Source organism: Pseudomonas putida, from assembly GCF_026625125.1.
Taxonomy (GTDB): Bacteria; Pseudomonadota; Gammaproteobacteria; order Pseudomonadales; family Pseudomonadaceae; genus Aquipseudomonas; species Aquipseudomonas putida_X.
On record NZ_CP113097.1, the window covers coordinates 2,526,862 to 2,545,059 of the forward strand.

Sequence of the window (18,198 nt, forward strand, 5' to 3'; positions counted from 1 at the left end):
TCGTCGTATCTCTTCTAGAATCCCTTGCAGTCGCACTGCCTTCACCTGGCGTTGCATGCCGCAACGCCGCCATCGAGAACGCCATGAGTTCCAGCACACCGTTGTCCGGAGTCAACCACCCCCTGCGCGGCATCGCCCTGGTGGTGGTGGCCACGTTCCTGTTCGCCAGCCACGATGCCTTGTCCAAATTCCTCGGTGGCCTGTACCCGATCATCATGGTGGTGTGGGCCCGCTACGTGGTGCACACGCTGCTGATGGCCGGCATATTCCTGCCCAAGTCCGGCCTCAATGTGCTGCGCACCCGGCGCCCGGTGCTGCAGACCTTGCGCGCGCTGAGCCTGCTCAGCACCAGCCTGTTCTTCACTGCCGGCTTGCAGTATCTGCCGTTGGCCGAGGCGACTTCCGTCAACTTCCTGGCCCCGGTACTGGTCACGGCGCTGTCGGCGCCGCTGCTCAAGGAGCAGGTCACACGTGGGCAATGGGTTGCAGTGGTGCTGGGCTTCGTCGGCGTGCTGGTGGTGGTGCACCCCGGTGGCGCGATGTTCACCCCGGCGATCCTGTTCCCCCTCGGCTCAGCGCTGGGCTTCTGCTTCTACCAGTTGCTCACGCGCATACTCGCCGCCTATGACAGCCCCACCACCAGCAACTTCTACGCCGGGCTGTGCAACACGCTGGTGATGAGTGCGTTGGTGCCGTTCTTCTGGGAGCTGCCGCGTTGGGACCATGCGCTGCTGATGCTGGCATTGGGTGGTTTTGGCATGAGTGCGCACCTGCTGCTGACCCAGGCCTTCCGCCATGCCGCGCCCGCTCTGCTGGCGCCGTTCAGCTATTGCCAGATCGTGTTTGCCGGCTTGCTGGGGGTGCTGATCTATGGGCAGGTGCCCGATAGCACCACCCTTGTGGGCATCGCCATCATCTGCCTGAGTGGGCTTGGGGCTGCCTGGATGCAGCGCAGGAAGTGAACAGAGCCCACGCCCGCACTACCTGGCCATGAACTGCAGAATCCGTTCGCGCAACCAGCGTTCGGCCGGGTCATTGTCCTGGGCGCCGCTCCATACCATGGACAGTTCCGCCTCGGTGATGTCGAACGGCGCCGGGTCGGCGCGCAGGCTGCTGTCGTCAGCCAGGGCGCAGGCGGCGTAGTCCGGCACGGTAGCGATCAGCTCGGTGTTGCGCAGCAGCGCGCGCAGGCTGCCGAACTGTGGCACGGCCAGCACCACCTTGCGGCAACGGCCGATGCGCGCCAGATCAAGGTCGATGTTGCCACTCATGTCTCCTGAAAACGACACCATCACATGCGGCCTGGCGCAGTATTCGTCCAGGCTCAGTGGGCCTGGGCGGCTGTCAGCGCGCAATACGCGCACGCCGATGTCACGCAGCTTGCGGCGCTTGGCCGTGGCTGGCAGGTCGGTGGTATAGCTGACGCCCACCGAGATCTCGCCGCTGGCCAGCAGGCCAGGCATCAACAGGAAGTTGGTCCGGCGCACCACTACGCTGATGTTGGGTGCTTCTTCGCGCAGGGCTTGCAGCAGGGCGGGGAACAGGCCGAATTCGGCGTCATCCGAGAGCCCCAGGCGGAAGACGTTGCAGCTGTTGCTTGGGTCGAACGCCCGGGCGCGGCTGATCGCTGAAGAGATGACGTCCATGGCCGGGCCCAGCTCGGCGAAGATCTGCATGGCCCGGGGGGTTGGCTCCATGGCCCGGCCGCTGCGAATCAGCAGCGGGTCATCGAACAGCTCGCGCAGGCGGGCCAGGCCGGCGCTGACGGTGGACTGGGTGATGAACAGCTTTTCGCCGACGCGGGTCAGGTTGCGCTCGATCATCAGCGCTTCGAAAACCACCAGCAGGTTCATGTCGACGCGGCGCAGGTCGTTGCGGTTCATGGGGCTTGGCTCACGCAGAAGGTTGGTTAGCGCTGTATTGAAGCACGGCGCGGGCCCGCGCGCCTTGTAGGGATGTGCGGCCAGGTGGCCGTACTGGGCACCTGACAGAGCCAACCTATCACCCCCCAATAGCCACTCTATTAGAAGTCTGCCCAAGCTCGACTAGTCTTGTCCGTGGCCCTGCGAATTCCCCTGCGGGCGGCGTCAGAGCACCTGGGTGCAAGACCTTGCCGCCACGCCGTGACAGTTTCGCAAGCCCCTGTCGGACGTGACCGACCGGACCTGATGAGGGGTAGGCATGAGCCCATGTGCTCAGCGCAGAAGAACAACTGGCACAGACCTGAAATCTGGATAACCGACCCAAAGGTAACAGCAGATGTCGAACGAATCGAAATGCCCGTTCCATCAAACCGCAGGTGGCGGCACCACCAACCGAGACTGGTGGCCTGACCAGCTCAACCTCAGAATTCTTCACCAACATGGCGCCAAGTCCGACCCGATGGACCCGGACTTTGACTACGCCAAGGCGTTCAAGAGCCTCGACTTCCAGGCGCTCAAGCAAGACCTGACCGCCTTGATGACCGACTCCCAGGACTGGTGGCCGGCCGACTTCGGCCACTATGGCCCCTTGTTCATCCGCATGGCCTGGCACAGCGCCGGCACCTACCGCATCGGTGATGGGCGCGGCGGTGCCGGCTCCGGTCAGCAGCGTTTCGCACCGCTCAACAGCTGGCCGGACAACGTCAGCCTGGACAAGGCCCGGCGCCTGTTGTGGCCGATAAAACAGAAGTACGGCAACAAGATTTCCTGGGCCGACCTGATCGTGCTCACGGGCAACGTCGCCCTGGAATCGATGGGCTTCAAGACCTTTGGCTTCTCCGGCGGCCGGGCAGATGTGTGGGAGCCGGACGAAGACGTGTACTGGGGCTCGGAAAAGGTCTGGCTGGGCGGCGACACCCGTTACGGCAAGGACCAGGTCAAGGCGCAGGCACCGGGGCAGGGTGACCTGGTGGCCGAACCTGCCAAGCACGGTGAAGAACAGAACCGCGACCTGGCCGCCGAACGCAACCTGGAAAACCCGCTGGCCGCCGTGCAGATGGGCCTGATCTATGTCAACCCGGAAGGCCCGGAAGGCAACCCCGACCCGGTGGCTTCGGGCAAGGATATCCGCGAAACCTTTGGCCGCATGGCCATGAACGATGAAGAAACCGTGGCGTTGATTGCCGGCGGCCACGCTTTCGGCAAGACCCACGGCGCAGGGCCGGCCGACAACGTCGGCGCCGAACCGGAAGCTGCCGGCCTTGAACTGCAAGGCCTGGGCTGGGCCAACACGTTTGGCACCGGCAAGGGTGGCGACACCATCACCAGCGGCTTGGAGGTGACCTGGACCTCGACGCCAACGCGTTGGAGCAACGAGTACCTCAACAACCTGTTCAACTTCGAGTGGGAGCTGACCAAGAGCCCGGCCGGTGCCCACCAGTGGCAGCCCAAGGAGGGCAAAGGCGCGGGTACCGTGCCGGATGCCCATGACCCGAGCAAACGCCACGCACCGTCCATGCTCACCTCTGACCTGGCCCTGCGCTTCGACCCGATCTACGAGCCGATAGCCCGGCGTTTCAAGGACAACCCTGACCAGCTGGCAGACGCCTTCGCCCGTGCCTGGTACAAGCTGATCCACCGTGACATGGGGCCGCTGGCACGTTATCTCGGGCCGGAAATGCCCAATGAGGAACTGCTCTGGCAAGACCCGCTGCCCAAGGCCGTTCAACCGTTACCCAGTGAGCAGGACATTGCCGCGCTCAAGAGCAAAATCCTGGCATCAGGGTTGAGTGTGGGTGAGCTGGTATCGACCGCCTGGGCAGCCGCGTCGACATTCAGGGGCTCTGACAAGCGGGGTGGGGCCAATGGCGGCCGCCTGCGCCTGGCGCCGCAGAAGGATTGGCCGGCCAACCAGGGCACGGGCAAAGTACTGGCGGCACTGGAGCAGATCCAGGGCGAGTTCAATAACGCTGGCAAGCACATCTCGCTGGCTGACCTGATCGTTCTGGCCGGTACCGCCGCCGTGGAAAAGGCCGCCAAGGATGCCGGCTACACGGGCAACGTGGCGTTCCGCCCGGGCCGGGTCGACGCCTCTCAGGAACAGACCGATGTCGAGTCCTTTGCCGTGCTGGAGCCACTGGCTGACGGTTTCCGCAATTTCAGCAAGGCGCGCTACAGCGTCAAGGCCGAGAAGTTGCTGCTGGACAAAGCCCAGTTGCTGACCCTCACCGCCCCGGAACTGACCGTGCTGATCGGCGGCCTGCGGGTGCTCGGTGCCAACCATGGCGGCAGCAAGGACGGGGTGTTCACCGACCAGCCAGGCACGCTGAGCAACGACTTCTTCCGTAACCTGCTGGACATGGGGGTAGAGTGGAAGCCCACCTCGGACGACAACGAAAACTTCGAAGCCCGCGACCGCAAGACCGGGCAGGTGAAGTGGACCGGCACCCGTGTGGACCTGGTGTTCGGCTCGCACGCGCAGCTAAGGGCGCTGAGCGAGGTGTATGGCAGCAGCGACGGCAAGGACAAGTTCATCAAGGACTTCGTCGCGGCCTGGGTGAAGGTCATGGAGCTGGACCGTTTTGATTTGAAATAGAGGTACTGGTTGGGGCTGCGTTGCTGCCCAAGCGCCGGCAAGCCGGCCCCCACAGGTACACCACCCAGCCTGACGGTGGTGGAGTGCTTGTGGGGGCCGGCTTGTTTGCAAATGGGGAAGTGGCCATCGCGCCAATTCCAGGTCGGGTAGGTACAAAAGCGTCCTCGTTCGTTCTGCTGCAATGCATCTCAGGCGGCCGGCCTGAAACAGCGTGCTCACAACGACAAGGAACACCGACTATGCAAATGCCCCAGACCCTGAAAATCCACAACGGCAACAAGGTCAAGCCGACATTTTCCGCACAGGAGTACGCCGCCCGGCATGCCCGGCTGAGGGCCTACATGGCCGAGCAGGATATCGAGGCGGCGATCTTCACCTCGTACCACAACGTCAACTACTACAGCGACTTCCTGTACTGCTCATTCGGCCGCCCCTATGCACTGGTGGTGACCCACGACAAGGTGGTGTCGATCAGCGCCAACATAGACGGTGGGCAACCCTGGCGTCGTACGGTTGGCACCGACAATATCGTCTACACCGACTGGCAACGCGACAACTATTTTGTGGCGATCCAGCAGGCGCTGCCGCTGGCGTCGCGTATCGGTGTGGAGTACGACCACCTCAACCTGCAGAACCATGCCAAGCTCGCCGCCTGTTACCCAAGGGCCGAACTGGTGGACATCGGTGCCCCCTGCATGCGCATGCGCATGATCAAGTCCGCCGAAGAACAGGCGCTCATTCGCCACGGTGCCCGGGTGGCCGACATTGGCGGTGCTGCGGTGGTCGAGGCGCTGCAGGACCAGGTGCCGGAATATGAAGTGGCACTGCATGCCACCCAGGCGATGGTCCGCGAGATCGCTCGTAGTTGCCCCGACAGCGAGTTGATGGACACCTGGACCTGGTTCCAGTCCGGGCTCAACACTGACGGTGCGCACAACCCGGTAACCAGCCGCAAGGTCAATCCGGGCGACATCCTCAGCCTCAACTGTTTCCCCATGATCGCTGGCTACTACACCGCGTTAGAGCGAACGTTGTTCCTAGGCCACTGCCCGGACGAGCACTTGCGCCTCTGGCAAGCCAACGTCGAGGTGCACGAGGCAGGGCTGAAGCTGGTGCGCCCGGGCATGCGCTGCTGCGATATCGCCCGCGAGCTGAACGAAATCTTCTTGCGTCATGACCTGCTGCAGTACCGCACCTTCGGTTATGGCCACTCATTCGGCACGCTCAGCCATTATTACGGCCGCGAGGCAGGACTGGAGCTGCGCGAGGATATCGATACGGTTCTGGAACCGGGCATGGTGGTGTCGATAGAGCCGATGATCATGCTGCCCGAAGGGCTACCGGGGGCAGGGGGCTACCGCGAGCATGACATTCTGATCGTCAATGAAACGGGGGCCGAGAACATCACCAAGTTCCCGTATGGACCGGAGCGCAACATCATTCGCAAGTGACTGCATGTGCCGGCCTCTGCGAGTGCGCAGGCCGGCGCAAACCACACAATAACAACTGTATGACCTTCAGACCCTGCCTCCAATTAGAAGAATCAGAGGGTATCCGTCATGTCCAGCACCACCCTGAATGCTCCCACCCTCGCCGGTGCCGCCCAAGGCGCCGAACGCCAGGCCCTGCGCAAGGCCGCCCGTGCCAGTTTCATGGGCAACTTCGTCGAATGGTTCGATTACGCCGCCTATGGCTACCTGGCGACCATCATCGCCGCCACCTTCTTTGCGCAAACGGACAAGACCAGCGGCCTGCTGGCGACGTTCGCGGTATTCGCCCTGTCCTTCCTCGTACGCCCGCTGGGCGGGATAGTGTGGGGTCATTTTGGCGATCGTTATGGCCGGCGTAATGCCCTGTCTCTGTCGATACTGATCATGTCGATTTCCACCTTCTGCATCGGCCTGTTGCCGGGGTATGCGCAAATCGGCCTGTGGGCACCTTGCCTGTTGTTGCTGATCCGCCTGGTGCAAGGTTTTTCCGCTTCGGGCGAGTACGCCGGCGCGGCGGCCTTTCTTGCCGAATATGCACCGCCTGGCCGACGGGGGCTGTACACCAGCATCGTGCCGGCTAGCACCGCCGCCGGGCTGTTGTTCGGTGCAGCATTCGTCGCCGCCTTGCATGAACTGCTCAGTACTGAAGACTTGCACAGCTGGGGCTGGCGCCTGCCGTTTTTGCTAGCGGCACCGTTCGGACTGGTGGGGCGTTATATCCGCATGAGCCTGCAGGACACCCCTAAGTTCCTGGAAATGGAACAGCGGTTGGAAAGTAAGGCCTGCATGACCCCGGCGCCGATCCGGGAACTGCTGAGCCATCACCGCCGTAGTTTGGCGATCGGCATTGGGGTTACCTGCCTCAACGCTGTGGCGTTCTACCTGCTGCTCAGTTACATGCCCACTTACCTGTCGAGCGAAATGGGTATGAACGAGCGTGACTCGTTCATCGCCTCGACGGTTTCGCTGACCACATACATTGGCCTGATTTTCCTGATGGGGCGCCTGTCTGACCACTTTGGCCGCAAAACCATGCTCGTGGTTGCTTCGTTGCTGTTCCTGGGGTTGACCGTGCCGCTGTTCAAGCTGCTCGATGGCCAGCCCCTGCTGGTGGTGCTGGCGATCCAGATTTCCTTCGGGGCGATGCTGGCGATGAACGACGGCACCTTGCCGTGCCTGCTGGCCGAAATATTCCCCACCCGAGTGCGTTTCAGTGGCTTTGCCTTGAGCTTCAACCTGGCCAACGCCTTGTTTGGCGGGACGGCACCGTTTATTGCTACCTGGCTGATTCATGTGACCGGTAGCAAATTGGCGCCTGCCGGGTACCTGCTGGCGGCGGCTCTGGTGGCGCTGGTGGCCATGTTGATGTGCCGGGAAACAGCTCATGGCGAACTGAAGGACTGAGGTATCAGTGCAACGATGCCTGTCGCCGCTCCCCAAGCGGCGATAGGCCAAAGAATCGGCTGTAGCTCTTGGAAAAATGCGCCGGCGAACTGAACCCGCATGCCAGCGCCACCTCCCGCACCTGCACGTCGCTGCGCAACAGCAATTCCCGCGCCCGTGACAACCGCAACTCTAAGTAATACTGGCTGGGCGTGCGCTGCAAATACTTGTGGAATAGCCGTTCAAGCTGGCGCACGGTAACCTCATTGAGGCTGGCCAGTTCCTCCAGTGCCAGTGGTTCCTCTAGGTTGGCCTCCATGATCGCCACCACTTGGCTAAGCTTGGGCTGGGCACTGCCCAGCAAGGTGCGCAACGGCACGCGCTGGGGCTCGCGCTCGCCGCGCACACGGTCGCACAGCAGCAATTCGGCCGCCTTGGCAGCGATGTCTGGGCCGTCGACTTCGCGGGCGACCAGTTGCAACATCATATCCATGGCCGCAATGCCACCGGAGCAGGTGTAACGGTCGCGGTCCAGTTCGAACAGCTGGCTGGAAATGACGATCCCAGGGAAATGTTCCTGCAGGGCCTCTATGTCCTCCCAGTGGATAGTGCAGCGATAGCCTTTGAGCAGATCGGATTTGGCCAGCAGGTAGCTGCCCGTACAGATGCCCCCCAGCGGGACGTGCTGGCGGGCCAATTGGCGCAGCCAGTCGATCAAGGGCCGGTTACCCCGGCTGCGGTCGATCGGGTTGGACCCGACCACGAACAGGGCATCCAGCGGCGGGGCGGTGGCGATGGCATGGTCAGGCAGGATGCGCATGCCGTTACTGGCCATCACCGGCGCTTCGCTGGCAGCGAGCAATACAGTGCGGTAGAGGGGCCGGCGGGCGGCCAGGTTAGCCATGCGCAGAGTTTCCACTGCCGACGCCAGGCCGATGGTTGTGAAGTTGGGCAGCACCAGAAAGCCGAAGGTCTTGGCTGGGCAAGGCGATACGATTGCAGATACGGGGTGGACCATTGCGATCTTCCTGTGCAAGCTGAGGCGTGATTCGTTGGGGGCAGTGAAAAGCAGGCCTCGCATGTTTCTTGTTGTTATGGATCGTTGCCGGGTCGATCTTACACCCCGGCGCGATAGCCAGGAATGGACCTCAATGCAGACAGAAGGTGAAACTATTTGAACCCCGAATCCATGCTGGCGGCGCTGCCGGGTTTCGCCATCGCGCCGCAGGCCATCCAGGTGTTGCCCGATGCCGCGGCCTATCGCACCTGCTTGCTTGAGCGCATCGGTGCCGCGACCCGGCGCATCGTCATCGTCGCCTTGTACTTGCAGGAGGACGAGGCTGGGCAGGAAGTGCTGGATGCCCTGTACCAGGCCAAAGCGGCGCGGCCGAGCCTGGAGATCCTTATCGTGGTCGACTGGTTTCGCGCACGCCGTGGCCTGCTCGGCGCCGGGCGCCAGCCGGGCAATGCCGCCTGGTACCAGGCCCAGCGCCAGTTGCGTGGGCTGGACGTGGTCATTCATGGCGTGCCGGTGCAAACCCGTGAGCTGTTCGGCGTACTGCACCTCAAGGGCAGCGTCATCGATGACTGCGTGATCTATACCGGCGCCAGCTTGAACAACGTCTACCTGCACCGTTTCGACCGCTACCGGCTGGACCGTTACCACCTGTTCCAGTCGCCTGCGCTGGCCGATGCCATGGTCGGCCTGGTACGCCGGCTGCTGCACCACACTGCAACGCCGCGCCTGGACCTGCCGGCGCCACCGACCAACCGCAGCCTGCGCGGCGATATCCGCCGCTTGCGTGCACGGTTGCGGCGCATGGCGTATGACGCACCGGCTGCCGTTGCAGGGCAGGGCATGCGGGTGATGCCGTTGCTCGGGGTTGGCCGCGGCAACCCGCTCAACCGCACGCTGTGCGCGCTGCTGGCCGCGGCGCGGTCGCAGATCATCATCAGCACGCCTTATTTCAACCCGCCCCGAGTATTGATGCGTGAGATCGACCACGCTCTGGAGCGTGGCGTGCGGGTGGAACTGATCATCGGCCATCGGACGGCCAATGACTTTTATATCGCGCCGGGCGAGCCGTTCAGCGCCAGTGGCGCCTTGCCCTACCTGTACGAGGACAACCTGCGTGCGTTCGTCCGGCGGCGCCAAACCGGCATCGTCAGCGGCCAACTGGTGGTTCGGATCTGGAGCGACCCTGGGCATACGTTTCATGCCAAAGGCGTCTGGGTCGATCAGCGTTACTCGTTGCTGACCGGCAACAATCTCAACCCACGCGGGTTCAACCTGGACCTGGAAAACGGGCTGCTGATCGACGACCCGCTGGGCGAGTGGACGGTGCCGCGGGAGGTGGAGCTGGAGGGTATTCGCCGGCATGCCCCGAAGATCGACTCGGCGCAAGCATTGGGGGTCAAGGCCGAGCACCCCAAAGAGGTGCGCAGGTTCTTGCGCCGCTTGCGATACAGCCGCCTGGAGCCGTTGATCAAGCGGGTGTTGTAAGGCGTTTTTTACCTCTCTGAAAAGTCATGGCAAACGAATACAATCAGCCGTTTTCCACGTTAACCAGATAGGCCAAAACTTTCATGGCGCTTGATCCACCCACGATGCTGACCATCACGATCGCCCTGGCTGCCGCTGCAGCCTTGTACCTGGCGATCGAGTGGCGCAGCGTCCGCGAACCCTCGCTGCTGTTCTGGAGCGCGGGTTTCGCTACCATCACCGTCGGCTCCACCCTGGCCCTGCTGCGCGGGATCGGCCTGCTGTTGATCGGTATCTGGTTCGCCAACGGTTTGCTGGTGGTAGCGCATGCGTTCTTCCTGCTGGGGGTGCTGCGCTTTACCCAGACCCGCCTGTCGCGGGCCTGGCTACTGATCGTCGTTGCCTGGTTCGCCTTGCTGCTGCTGCCCGTAGGGCCTCAGTGGTCCAAGGTCATGCTGATGGTCAACTCGCTGTTGGTGGCGCTGCTCACACTCAAGGCCAGCCTGCTGTTGCGTCCGCACGGCAAGTCGCTGAGCGTGGGGGCCGTGCAGTTGCGGTATGTACTGCTCATCCATGGCCTGTTCTATGTGATCAAGGCTGGCATCGCGGTGACGCCTGGCACGCTGATCGACCTGGCGACCTTTGGCGGCCTGATCATCCAGGTGTCGCTGGTCGAGGGGGCCATGGCAATCATGCTGATCGCCCTGTCGATGACCGGTACCGTGCGTTATCGGCGTGAAGAGCGGATCGCCCGGCTCGCTGCCCGCGATCCGTTGACGGCGCTGTACAATCGCCGCGCGCTGGAGGTCCGCGCCACGCCCCTGTTCAAAGACGTGAGCCCGGCCCGGCCTGGGGCGCTGCTGCTGATCGATATCGACAATTTCAAGCTGGTCAACGACCTGCATGGCCACGCGGCCGGCGACCGGCTGCTGGTCACGCTCAGCGAGATGATCCGTGCGGTGTTGCCAGAGCGGTCACTGGCGGCGCGGCTGGGTGGGGATGAGTTCGTCATCCTGCTCAGCGATACCAGCAGTGAGCGGGTGGTGGAGCTGGGTGGCGTTTTGCGTAGCCAGTTCCAGCAATTTGCCGAGCAGGCAATGCCGACCCCGCAGGCGGTGACCCTGAGTATCGGCGCCAACCTGTTCGACCAGCCACCGGCGAGCCTGGCGGCGTTGATCGAGCAGGGTGATGTGGCGCTGTATCAGTCCAAGCGTGGCGGGCGTAACAGTATTCGCCTGCTCGACCGCAGCGAGATGAACCCCGCCAGGTAGCGCGTCAACCGGCCCTTACAGGTGCAGTCATCCCAATGCCAGTGAGTCAGCTTCATTAGGGCTGCTACGCAGCCCATCGCTGGCAAGCCAGCTCCCACCGGTGCGGCGGGGGCTTCAATTTACTGGACTGCCCCAATACATTGGATTAGTGCCCAACTTCCTGGAGGCATTCCCCATCAGTGTGGGAGCCGGCTTGCCGGCGATGGGCCGCAGTGCGGCCCGTTTTTCTTCAGGTCACAACCTGATAGCAAGGCACATACTCCGCGCCACCCGGCAGCTTCATCCGGTGCTGGTCGACGAACGCCTGCAACAGTTGCCCCAGTGGCTCCAGTACCGCACTGTCGCCGCGGATCTGGTACGGCCCATGCTGCTCGATCAGGCGGATGCCCTTGTCCTTGACGTTGCCGGCAACGATGCCGGAAAACGCCCGACGCAGGTTGGCGGCCAGTTCATGCGGCGGCAGGTCGCGGCGCAGGGCCAGTTCGGCCATGTTGGCGTGGGTCGGGTCGAACGGGTGCTGGAAACCGCCGTCGATCTTCAGCAGCCAGTTGAAGTGGAACGCGTCGTTGCGCTCTCGGCGGAACTGCTTGACCTCCTTCAGCCCCTCGACCATCTGCCGCGCCACCTCGGCCGGGTCATCGATGATGATCTGATAGTGGCGCTGGGCGGCCTCACCCAGCGTGGCCCCCACGAAGGCATGCAGTTGCAGCAGGAACGCCTCGGCACTGCGCGGCCCAGTCAGCACTACCGGGAACGGCAGGTCTTGGTTGTCCGGGTGCATCAGGATGCCGAGCAGGTAGAGGAATTCCTCGGCAGTACCGGCGCCACCGGGGAAGATGATGATGCCGTGGCCGACACGTACGAAGGCTTCCAGGCGCTTCTCGATGTCCGGCAGGATCACCAGTTCGTTGACGATCGGGTTGGGCGCCTCGGCGGCGATGATGCCCGGTTCGGTCAGGCCCAGATAACGGCTGCCGTGCATGCGTTGCTTGGCATGGGCGATGGTGGCGCCTTTCATCGGCCCCTTCATCACGCCCGGGCCGCACCCGGTGCAGATGTCCAGCTTGCGCAGGCCCAGTTCGTGGCCGACCTTCTTGGTGTACTGGTACTCCTCGCTGCTGATCGAATGGCCGCCCCAGCACACCACCATTTTCGGCTCGACGCCCGGGCGCAGGGTGCGGGCGTTGCGCAGCAGGTGGAACACGTAGTCGGTGATGCCCTGGGAGCTTTCCAGGTCGATGCGCTGGCTGGCCAGCTCGCTTTCGGTGTAGACGATATCGCGCAGGGCGCTGAACAGCATCTCGCGGGTGCTGGCGATCATTTCGCCATCGACGAAGGCATCGGCGGGCGCATTCAGCAGCTCCAGGCGCACGCCGCGGTCCTGCTGGTGGATGCGTACCTCGAAGTCCTTGTAGGCCTCGAGGATGGTCTTGGCATTGTCGACATGGGCGCCGGTGTTGAGGATGGCCAGGGCGCACTGGCGAAACAGGGTGTAGAGGCTTCCGGTACCGGCTTCACTCAGTTGCTGGACTTCACGTTGCGACAGCGTCTCCAGGCTGCCTTTGGGGCTGACGGATGCATTGATGACATGGCGTTGGGGCATCTAAGTCTTTCCTGTGCAGGTAAAACATCCTTCTTTGACAACACCATAAGTCATGCGAAGAGCTTTTGCACACCCAGCGTAATCGCCAGCCCGCCACCGAGCAGCCACAGGTTGAGAATCGCACCGGTCACAAGCGCCCGAGGGCCGGCCTGGCGGATCTGGCTCAAGCGTGTCTCCATGCCCAATGCGGTCATGGCCATGGTCAGGGCGAAGGTGTCCAGGCTGTTGACCGCTTGCGTAACGCTGCCTGGCAAAACCTGCAGCGAGTTCACCAGCACCAGGGCGAGAAAGCCGAAGGCGAACCAGGGCATGGCGAGGCGACCGTTGCCTTGTGCCTGGCCCGGCAGGCGGGTACGGCTGATCCAGGCGCCCACCACCAGCAGCACGGGCACCAACAGCATCACCCGGGTCATCTTGACGATGGTCGCGACATGCGTGGCCTCGGGGCTGATATTGCTTGCCGCGCCCACCACCTGGGCGACCTCGTGCACGGTGCCGCCCAGGAACAGCCCGGCACCCAGGGTGTCGAGGTGCAACCAGCCGCTGTTGATCAGTAGTGGGTACAGGAACATCGACAGGGTGCCGAACAGCACCACGCTACCCACGGCCATGGCACTCTTGTGCGGCGCGCTGCGCAGCGCCGATTCGAAGGCCAGCACTGCTGCGGCGCCGCAAATCGCGCTGCCGGCGGCGGTCAACAAGGCGGTATCACGGTCCAGTTTGAGCAGCTTCATGCCACACCACAAGCCGACCAGCAGGGTGCTGACCACCACCAGCAGCGAGACTGTGAGGCCTGCCCAGCCGACTTCGGCGATTTCCTGCAGGCTGACACGCAGGCCAAAGAACGCCACCGCGATACGCAGCAGCCCGCGGGCAGAAAAATTGATGCCCGCCGCCCAACTGGCCGGTACGCCATCACGCAGCGCGTTGCCATAGAGGGCACCGGCGACGATGCCGACGATGAGCGGGCTGATGCCCAGGTTGGCGATGAAGGGCAGGGCCGCCAGTTGGGTGACGGCGAATGCGAACAATGCGACGAACAGGATGCCGTTGAGCCGCCCTCGGGTAGAGAGGGTAGGGGCAAAGGCAGGGTTGGAAGGTACCGTGGCCATGTGAGTCCTCCGGACAGTGGATCGACAAGGCCTACTTTAATTTGGTTATAAGCTTATAAAAAATCGTAATTCAGGATGGCAAATATCCGTGTAGCTGATATTTTGCATGGATGACCCCGGAACAACTGATAACGTTCGCCACCGTTGCCGAGCATGGCAATATCAGCCATGCGGCGTTGGCTTTGCACTTGTCGCAGCCGGCTGTCTCTGGCCAGCTCAAGCTGCTGCAGGACGCATTCGGCGAGCCTTTATACCAACGTGCCGGCCGCGGTGTGCGGCTTACCGCGGCCGGCGAACAGCTGCTGGCCCATGCCGAACGCTTGCGCGAAACCTTTCGCCAGGCCCAGGCACTGCGCGACGCCATGCGCGGGCTGGAGCGCGGCACCTTGCGCATCGGTGCCAGCACTACGCCCGCCAGCTACCTGCTGCCTTACTTGATCGCCGACTTTCACGCGCAGTATCCCGAGGTGCAGGTAAGCACCTTGCACGGCAACACCGCAGAGATCGTGTCGGCGCTGGGCAGTGTGGACATTGCCCTGATCGAAGGCCCGCCCGGGCAGGAGTTGCCATTGGGCACCAGTGTGACGCCGTGGCGCGAGGACGAGATCGTCGCCATCGTGCCCAGCGGTCACCCGTTGGCCAAACAATCGCGCCAGACACTGGAGGCCCTGGGCAGCTTCCCGTTGGTGCTGCGTGAAAGCGGCTCCGGGGTCCGGCAGGTTGTCGAGCGGGCGTTCGCGCGCAGTGGCGTGGCCATGCGCGTAGCATTAGAAATCGCCGGCGTCGAAGGGGTGAAGGAGGCGGTGCGGGCAGGGATGGGCATCGGTTTCGTTTCGGCGATGTCGATCAGGCATGAGGGGGGCGCCTTGCAGCGCTTGCACATTGGCCCACAGCCGTTGGTCAGGCATTTTTCCATTCTGCTGCCACACGCGGCCACGCCGTCGCGGGCAGCGGCGCGGTTCATGTCGCTGTGTACGTGACACCCATGTAGTGAAGGTTGCTTGAAGTTGCCTGAGTTGGCAGTCAGCTGGTGTTTTCGATACGGGATTGCTGAATGGCTGGATGCGACCGCGCTGTACAGGTTAACGGCCAGGGCGTTTCCTCCGCCCTGGCCTGTGAGGATCAGCGATCGTCCTTGTTCATGCCGCTGTCTTCTTCGTCATCGAGTTGTGGGTCGGAATCCATACCTTTCTCAACATCGGTGTCGGCGCGGCTACCAGAGCCATGGCCGCCGGTCGCTCCTTGCTGTGCACCACCCCCTGAACGCTGCGGATCGTTTTCCCACTTGTCATCGGGCATCTGGCCGCCTTGACGTCCCTCTTCCCATGCTTTGTTCGGGTCGTTGGAAACCTGGTCCGGGTTGTGTTGTGGAGTGCCGCCTTGTTGTCCACTTTTGCCTTGATCGTTAGCCATGATCTTGCACCTCGTGAATTCACACAGAAAAGGCTGTGTTTAATTCCGACGCTGGGTGCAAGGCACTCGCTCCCTCTACTTTTGTATTAACCGACGGGGTGCGCGAATGAATGTGAAGCTAGATGTATTGCGCCGTAAAAGCCGCTTGGCCAATAGGCCGGGCGGTGGCCATGAGCGTGTTCAGGCGACGTTGAAGACATGCCTCAGGTACGCCACGAAGTTCTCATCGCGGCATTGAGTCTTGCCTGGGCTGTCACTGATCTTGGCCACCGGCGCGCCGTTGCAGGCCGTCATCTTGATCACCATGTTCATTGGCTCGACGCCGGGGATATCGCAGGTCAGATTGGTACCAATGCCAAAGCTCACATTGATGCGACCGTGCAAGGCCCGGTACAGCTCAAGTGTCTTGGCGAAGTTGAGCCCATCGGAAAATATCAGCGTCTTGCCTTGCGGGTCGATGCCCAATTGCTCGTAGTGGGCGATGGCCTTTTCGGCCCAGGCCAGTGGGTCGCCCGAGTCATGGCGCAGGCCATCGAACAGCTTGGCGAAGTACAGGTCGAAGTCGCCCAGGAACGCGTCCATGGTGATGCAATCGGTCAGCGCGATGCCCAGCAGCCCACGGTATTCGCGCACCCAGCACTCGAGCGCGGCAGCCTGGCTGTCGACCAGGCGCGGGCCAAGTTGCTGGTGGGCCATGAACCATTCGTGGGCCATGGTGCCGATGGGCTTGAGCTCATATTCGCGGGCCAGGTGCACATTACTGGTACCAACGAAACGCCCCGGAAAATCGCGCTTGAGTGTATGTACCACGGCTTCCTGCACACGGTATGAAAAGCGCCGCCGCGTACCAAAATCGGCCAGCTGCAGGCCTGCCAACTCGTCGGCACTGGCTTGCGCCTTGAGCCAGTCCAGTTTCTGGTATAGCCGCTCGCCCACCTGTTCCATCACCACTTCGCGATAGCGGTAGCGGTTGCGCACCTCGCTGATGATGGCCAGCAGCGGGATCTCGTAGAGAATCACGTGCAACCAGGGCCCGCGCACGCGAATCGCCAGTTGCCCAGCGTCATCCAGGCCGACCTGGACATAGCGCAGGTTGAAGCGGAACAGGCTGAGGAAGCGGATGAAGTCCGGCTTGATGAACGGGATTTTCTCCAGATAGGCCAGTTGGTCGTGGGTGACTGTGACGTCGGCCAGTTGCTCCACCTGATAGCGAATCTCGGCCAGGTAGGGGGCGAGGTCCTCGCCGTTACGGCAGCGAAACTCCCATTCCACCTCGGCGTTGGGGTAGTTGTGCAGCACCGCCTGCATCATGGTGATCTTGTAAAAGTCGGTATCCAGCAGGTTCTGGATGATCCGTGGGCCGAAAACGCTTTCGCTCATGGGTGGACGTCCTTGATCAGAGAGAGCTGATGGTCGAGCGCGGCCTCGTCGCCGCAGAGGATGACGCCCTCTGCAGCCAGCGCGCCGCAGGCGGTAATGGCGCCTTCCTGAGTGAGGGCGCGGCAGGCCGGCAGGTACAGCAGCACCTGAAAGCCTGCCTGGCGTAGCTGCCGGGCGGTGGTCTTGACGCAGTAGTCCAGGGCCAGGCCACCGACGATCACCGCGCCAACCTGCTGCACTTTGAGGTATTCGATGACTCCTGTGGAGCGCCGCTCGGCCAGGTCGTGGTAGCAGGCACCGTAGGGATGCAGGTCGGGTTCGACGCCTTTCCACACGAAGTAGTCGTAATCGATGGGGGCGGGCAGGCCGGGCAACAGTTCGAAGCCCGGCGTGCCTGGCACGCAGTGGCTGACCCAGGTCAGGTCGGCATTGGCCAGCGCCAGGGGTTGCAGCATTTGCCCAGGTTCTGTGACCACCCACGCAGCATTGGCTGGGTGCGCGTCCTTGCTGCCCAGGCGCAGGTCGGCGCGTCGGGCCATTGCATTGAGGTCGGCGGCAATTTCATTGCCTTCGGGCACCGGCAATTCCTGTGGGGCATTGGCGGTGAAGCCGTTTTGCGCGTCGACATCGAAACTGGCGATTTTCATGGGGCTCTCCTCGCTGGGCTGGTCATATATTCCACCTGGTGGTGTAAGTATGTCAAGTGCATATCCTGCTTGGAAAGATGCTTGCTCTAGTTAAGTGCTCTGGTGGAATATTGCACCATTGAACAGTGGAGTCTTTTGGTGAGTACAGCCGAAGTCCTGGCCAGCGTCGATATCGTCGCTCTGCGTCTGGCCCACGAAGCCCAGCATCTGCAAGTGTTGTTGCATCGCCGCGAGCGCGAGCCCCATGCCGCTCAGTGGGCTTTGCCCGGGGTGCTGGTCAACGGCCGCACCCCGGACACCAGCCTGCAGGCCGCTGCCGAGCGCGCACTGGGTGAAAAAGCCCGGGTGCAGCCGCGCTACCTGGAGCAGGTCGGTACTGAAGGCAACGCGTTCCGGGACCCGCGTGGCTGGTCGTTGAGCACCTATTACCTGGCCTTGCTCGAGCCTCAGCAGCAGGTCGAAGGTGACCAGTTGGCCTTTTTTGACCTGGACAGTGTGTTGGGCCGCAAGGTGCTGCTGCCGTTCGATCACAACCTGCTGGTAGAACGTGCCCGCGAGCGGCTGGCGAGCAAGACGGTGTACAGCAGCCTGCCGCTGAACCTGCTGGCCGAGAAGTTCACGGTGCTCGATGCATTGGGCGCGATGCAGGCGTGCCTGGGCCAGGCGGTGAACAACACCTCGCTGCGCAAGCGCCTGGAGCGACTTCGCGAGCTGGGTTGGGTGCGCGATACGGGGGAGAAGAATCAGCCACGGCTCGGCCGGCCGCAGCAGTTGTATCAATATACGCCACAAGGTGACCGGCCGTTCATGTTCGACCGTAGCCTGCTGCCGGAGGGCTCATAGTGTTCAGCCCCCGCGCGTTTCACTCGATGGCCAGCGGAGAGCGACACAAACCCTGA

Annotated in this window: 15 protein-coding genes; 8 read left to right on the forward strand and 7 right to left on the reverse strand. The window is 62.7% G+C overall.

Translation table 11 applies throughout. From position 1 onward, the window contains the following. Positions 1–83: 83 nt before the first annotated feature. On the forward strand, positions 84–962 hold the full coding sequence (locus tag OSW16_RS11655; RefSeq protein ID WP_267823249.1) for a DMT family transporter: 879 nt from the start codon (positions 84–86) through the stop codon (positions 960–962). Between the two features lie 18 nt (positions 963–980). Here OSW16_RS11655 and OSW16_RS11660 read toward each other — a convergent pair whose 3' ends face one another. Further along, the gene (locus OSW16_RS11660; protein ID WP_267823251.1) at positions 981–1,883 is read right to left on the reverse strand and encodes a LysR family transcriptional regulator; all 903 of its coding nucleotides are present in this window, start codon (positions 1,881–1,883) and stop codon (positions 981–983) included. A gap of 376 nt (positions 1,884–2,259) precedes the next feature. Between OSW16_RS11660 and katG the strand changes: the two genes are divergently transcribed. From katG to OSW16_RS11675, 3 genes are all read left to right on the forward strand, one after another. Next, positions 2,260–4,518, forward strand: coding sequence for a catalase/peroxidase HPI (katG, locus tag OSW16_RS11665; protein WP_267823253.1), 2,259 nt, complete (start codon positions 2,260–2,262; stop codon positions 4,516–4,518). A gap of 239 nt (positions 4,519–4,757) precedes the next feature. After that, positions 4,758–5,969 (forward strand): M24 family metallopeptidase, encoded by a 1,212-nt coding sequence (locus tag OSW16_RS11670; protein ID WP_241805843.1) that lies wholly within the window; start codon positions 4,758–4,760, stop codon positions 5,967–5,969. Between the two features lie 108 nt (positions 5,970–6,077). Further along, entirely contained in the window at positions 6,078–7,412 is a 1,335-nt protein-coding gene (locus OSW16_RS11675) for an MFS transporter (RefSeq protein ID WP_267823255.1), read from the forward strand. 4 nt (positions 7,413–7,416) lie between these two features. Here OSW16_RS11675 and OSW16_RS11680 read toward each other — a convergent pair whose 3' ends face one another. Continuing rightward, complete coding sequence (locus tag OSW16_RS11680; RefSeq protein WP_267823257.1) at positions 7,417–8,409, reverse strand: GlxA family transcriptional regulator; 993 nt, start codon at positions 8,407–8,409, stop codon at positions 7,417–7,419. Positions 8,410–8,565: 156 nt separating this feature from the next. On the opposite strand from OSW16_RS11680, the gene pssA reads away from it, so the two are divergent. Together pssA and OSW16_RS11690 are read left to right on the forward strand one after the other, a co-directional pair. Further along, positions 8,566–9,894 carry a CDP-diacylglycerol--serine O-phosphatidyltransferase gene (gene pssA, locus OSW16_RS11685; protein WP_267823259.1) on the forward strand — a complete coding sequence of 443 codons (1,329 nt, stop codon included), beginning with the start codon at positions 8,566–8,568 and terminating at the stop codon, positions 9,892–9,894. A gap of 83 nt (positions 9,895–9,977) precedes the next feature. Next, positions 9,978–11,144 carry a GGDEF domain-containing protein gene (locus tag OSW16_RS11690; protein WP_267823261.1) on the forward strand — a complete coding sequence of 389 codons (1,167 nt, stop codon included), beginning with the start codon at positions 9,978–9,980 and terminating at the stop codon, positions 11,142–11,144. Positions 11,145–11,373: 229 nt separating this feature from the next. Here OSW16_RS11690 and ppnN read toward each other — a convergent pair whose 3' ends face one another. Both ppnN and OSW16_RS11700 read right to left on the reverse strand, forming a co-directional pair. Beyond that, on the reverse strand, positions 11,374–12,747 hold the full coding sequence (gene ppnN, locus OSW16_RS11695; protein ID WP_267823263.1) for a nucleotide 5'-monophosphate nucleosidase PpnN: 1,374 nt from the start codon (positions 12,745–12,747) through the stop codon (positions 11,374–11,376). 50 nt (positions 12,748–12,797) lie between these two features. Next, a complete protein-coding gene (locus tag OSW16_RS11700; RefSeq protein ID WP_267823265.1) occupies positions 12,798–13,859 on the reverse strand; it encodes a YeiH family protein in 1,062 nt (353 codons plus the stop codon). Positions 13,860–13,969: 110 nt separating this feature from the next. Here OSW16_RS11700 and OSW16_RS11705 point away from each other — a divergent pair, with 110 nt between their 5' ends. After that, on the forward strand, positions 13,970–14,839 hold the full coding sequence (locus OSW16_RS11705; protein WP_267823267.1) for a LysR substrate-binding domain-containing protein: 870 nt from the start codon (positions 13,970–13,972) through the stop codon (positions 14,837–14,839). A 142-nt stretch (positions 14,840–14,981) separates the two neighbouring features. Here OSW16_RS11705 and OSW16_RS11710 read toward each other — a convergent pair whose 3' ends face one another. The 3 genes from OSW16_RS11710 to OSW16_RS11720 form a co-directional block, all read right to left on the reverse strand. Next, positions 14,982–15,272, reverse strand: a complete 291-nt coding sequence (locus OSW16_RS11710; protein ID WP_267823269.1) for a stress-induced protein — start codon at positions 15,270–15,272, stop codon at positions 14,982–14,984. Between the two features lie 180 nt (positions 15,273–15,452). Beyond that, positions 15,453–16,652 carry a nicotinate phosphoribosyltransferase gene (gene pncB, locus OSW16_RS11715; protein WP_267823271.1) on the reverse strand — a complete coding sequence of 400 codons (1,200 nt, stop codon included), beginning with the start codon at positions 16,650–16,652 and terminating at the stop codon, positions 15,453–15,455. Then, the gene (locus OSW16_RS11720; protein WP_267823274.1) at positions 16,649–17,299 is read right to left on the reverse strand and encodes a nicotinamidase; all 651 of its coding nucleotides are present in this window, start codon (positions 17,297–17,299) and stop codon (positions 16,649–16,651) included. The genes pncB and OSW16_RS11720 overlap by 4 nt, the downstream gene beginning before the upstream one ends. Before the next feature lie 138 nt (positions 17,300–17,437). Between OSW16_RS11720 and OSW16_RS11725 the strand changes: the two genes are divergently transcribed. Next, positions 17,438–18,142 (forward strand): NUDIX hydrolase, encoded by a 705-nt coding sequence (locus OSW16_RS11725; RefSeq protein WP_267823276.1) that lies wholly within the window; start codon positions 17,438–17,440, stop codon positions 18,140–18,142. The last annotated feature ends 56 nt before the right edge of the window (positions 18,143–18,198 follow it).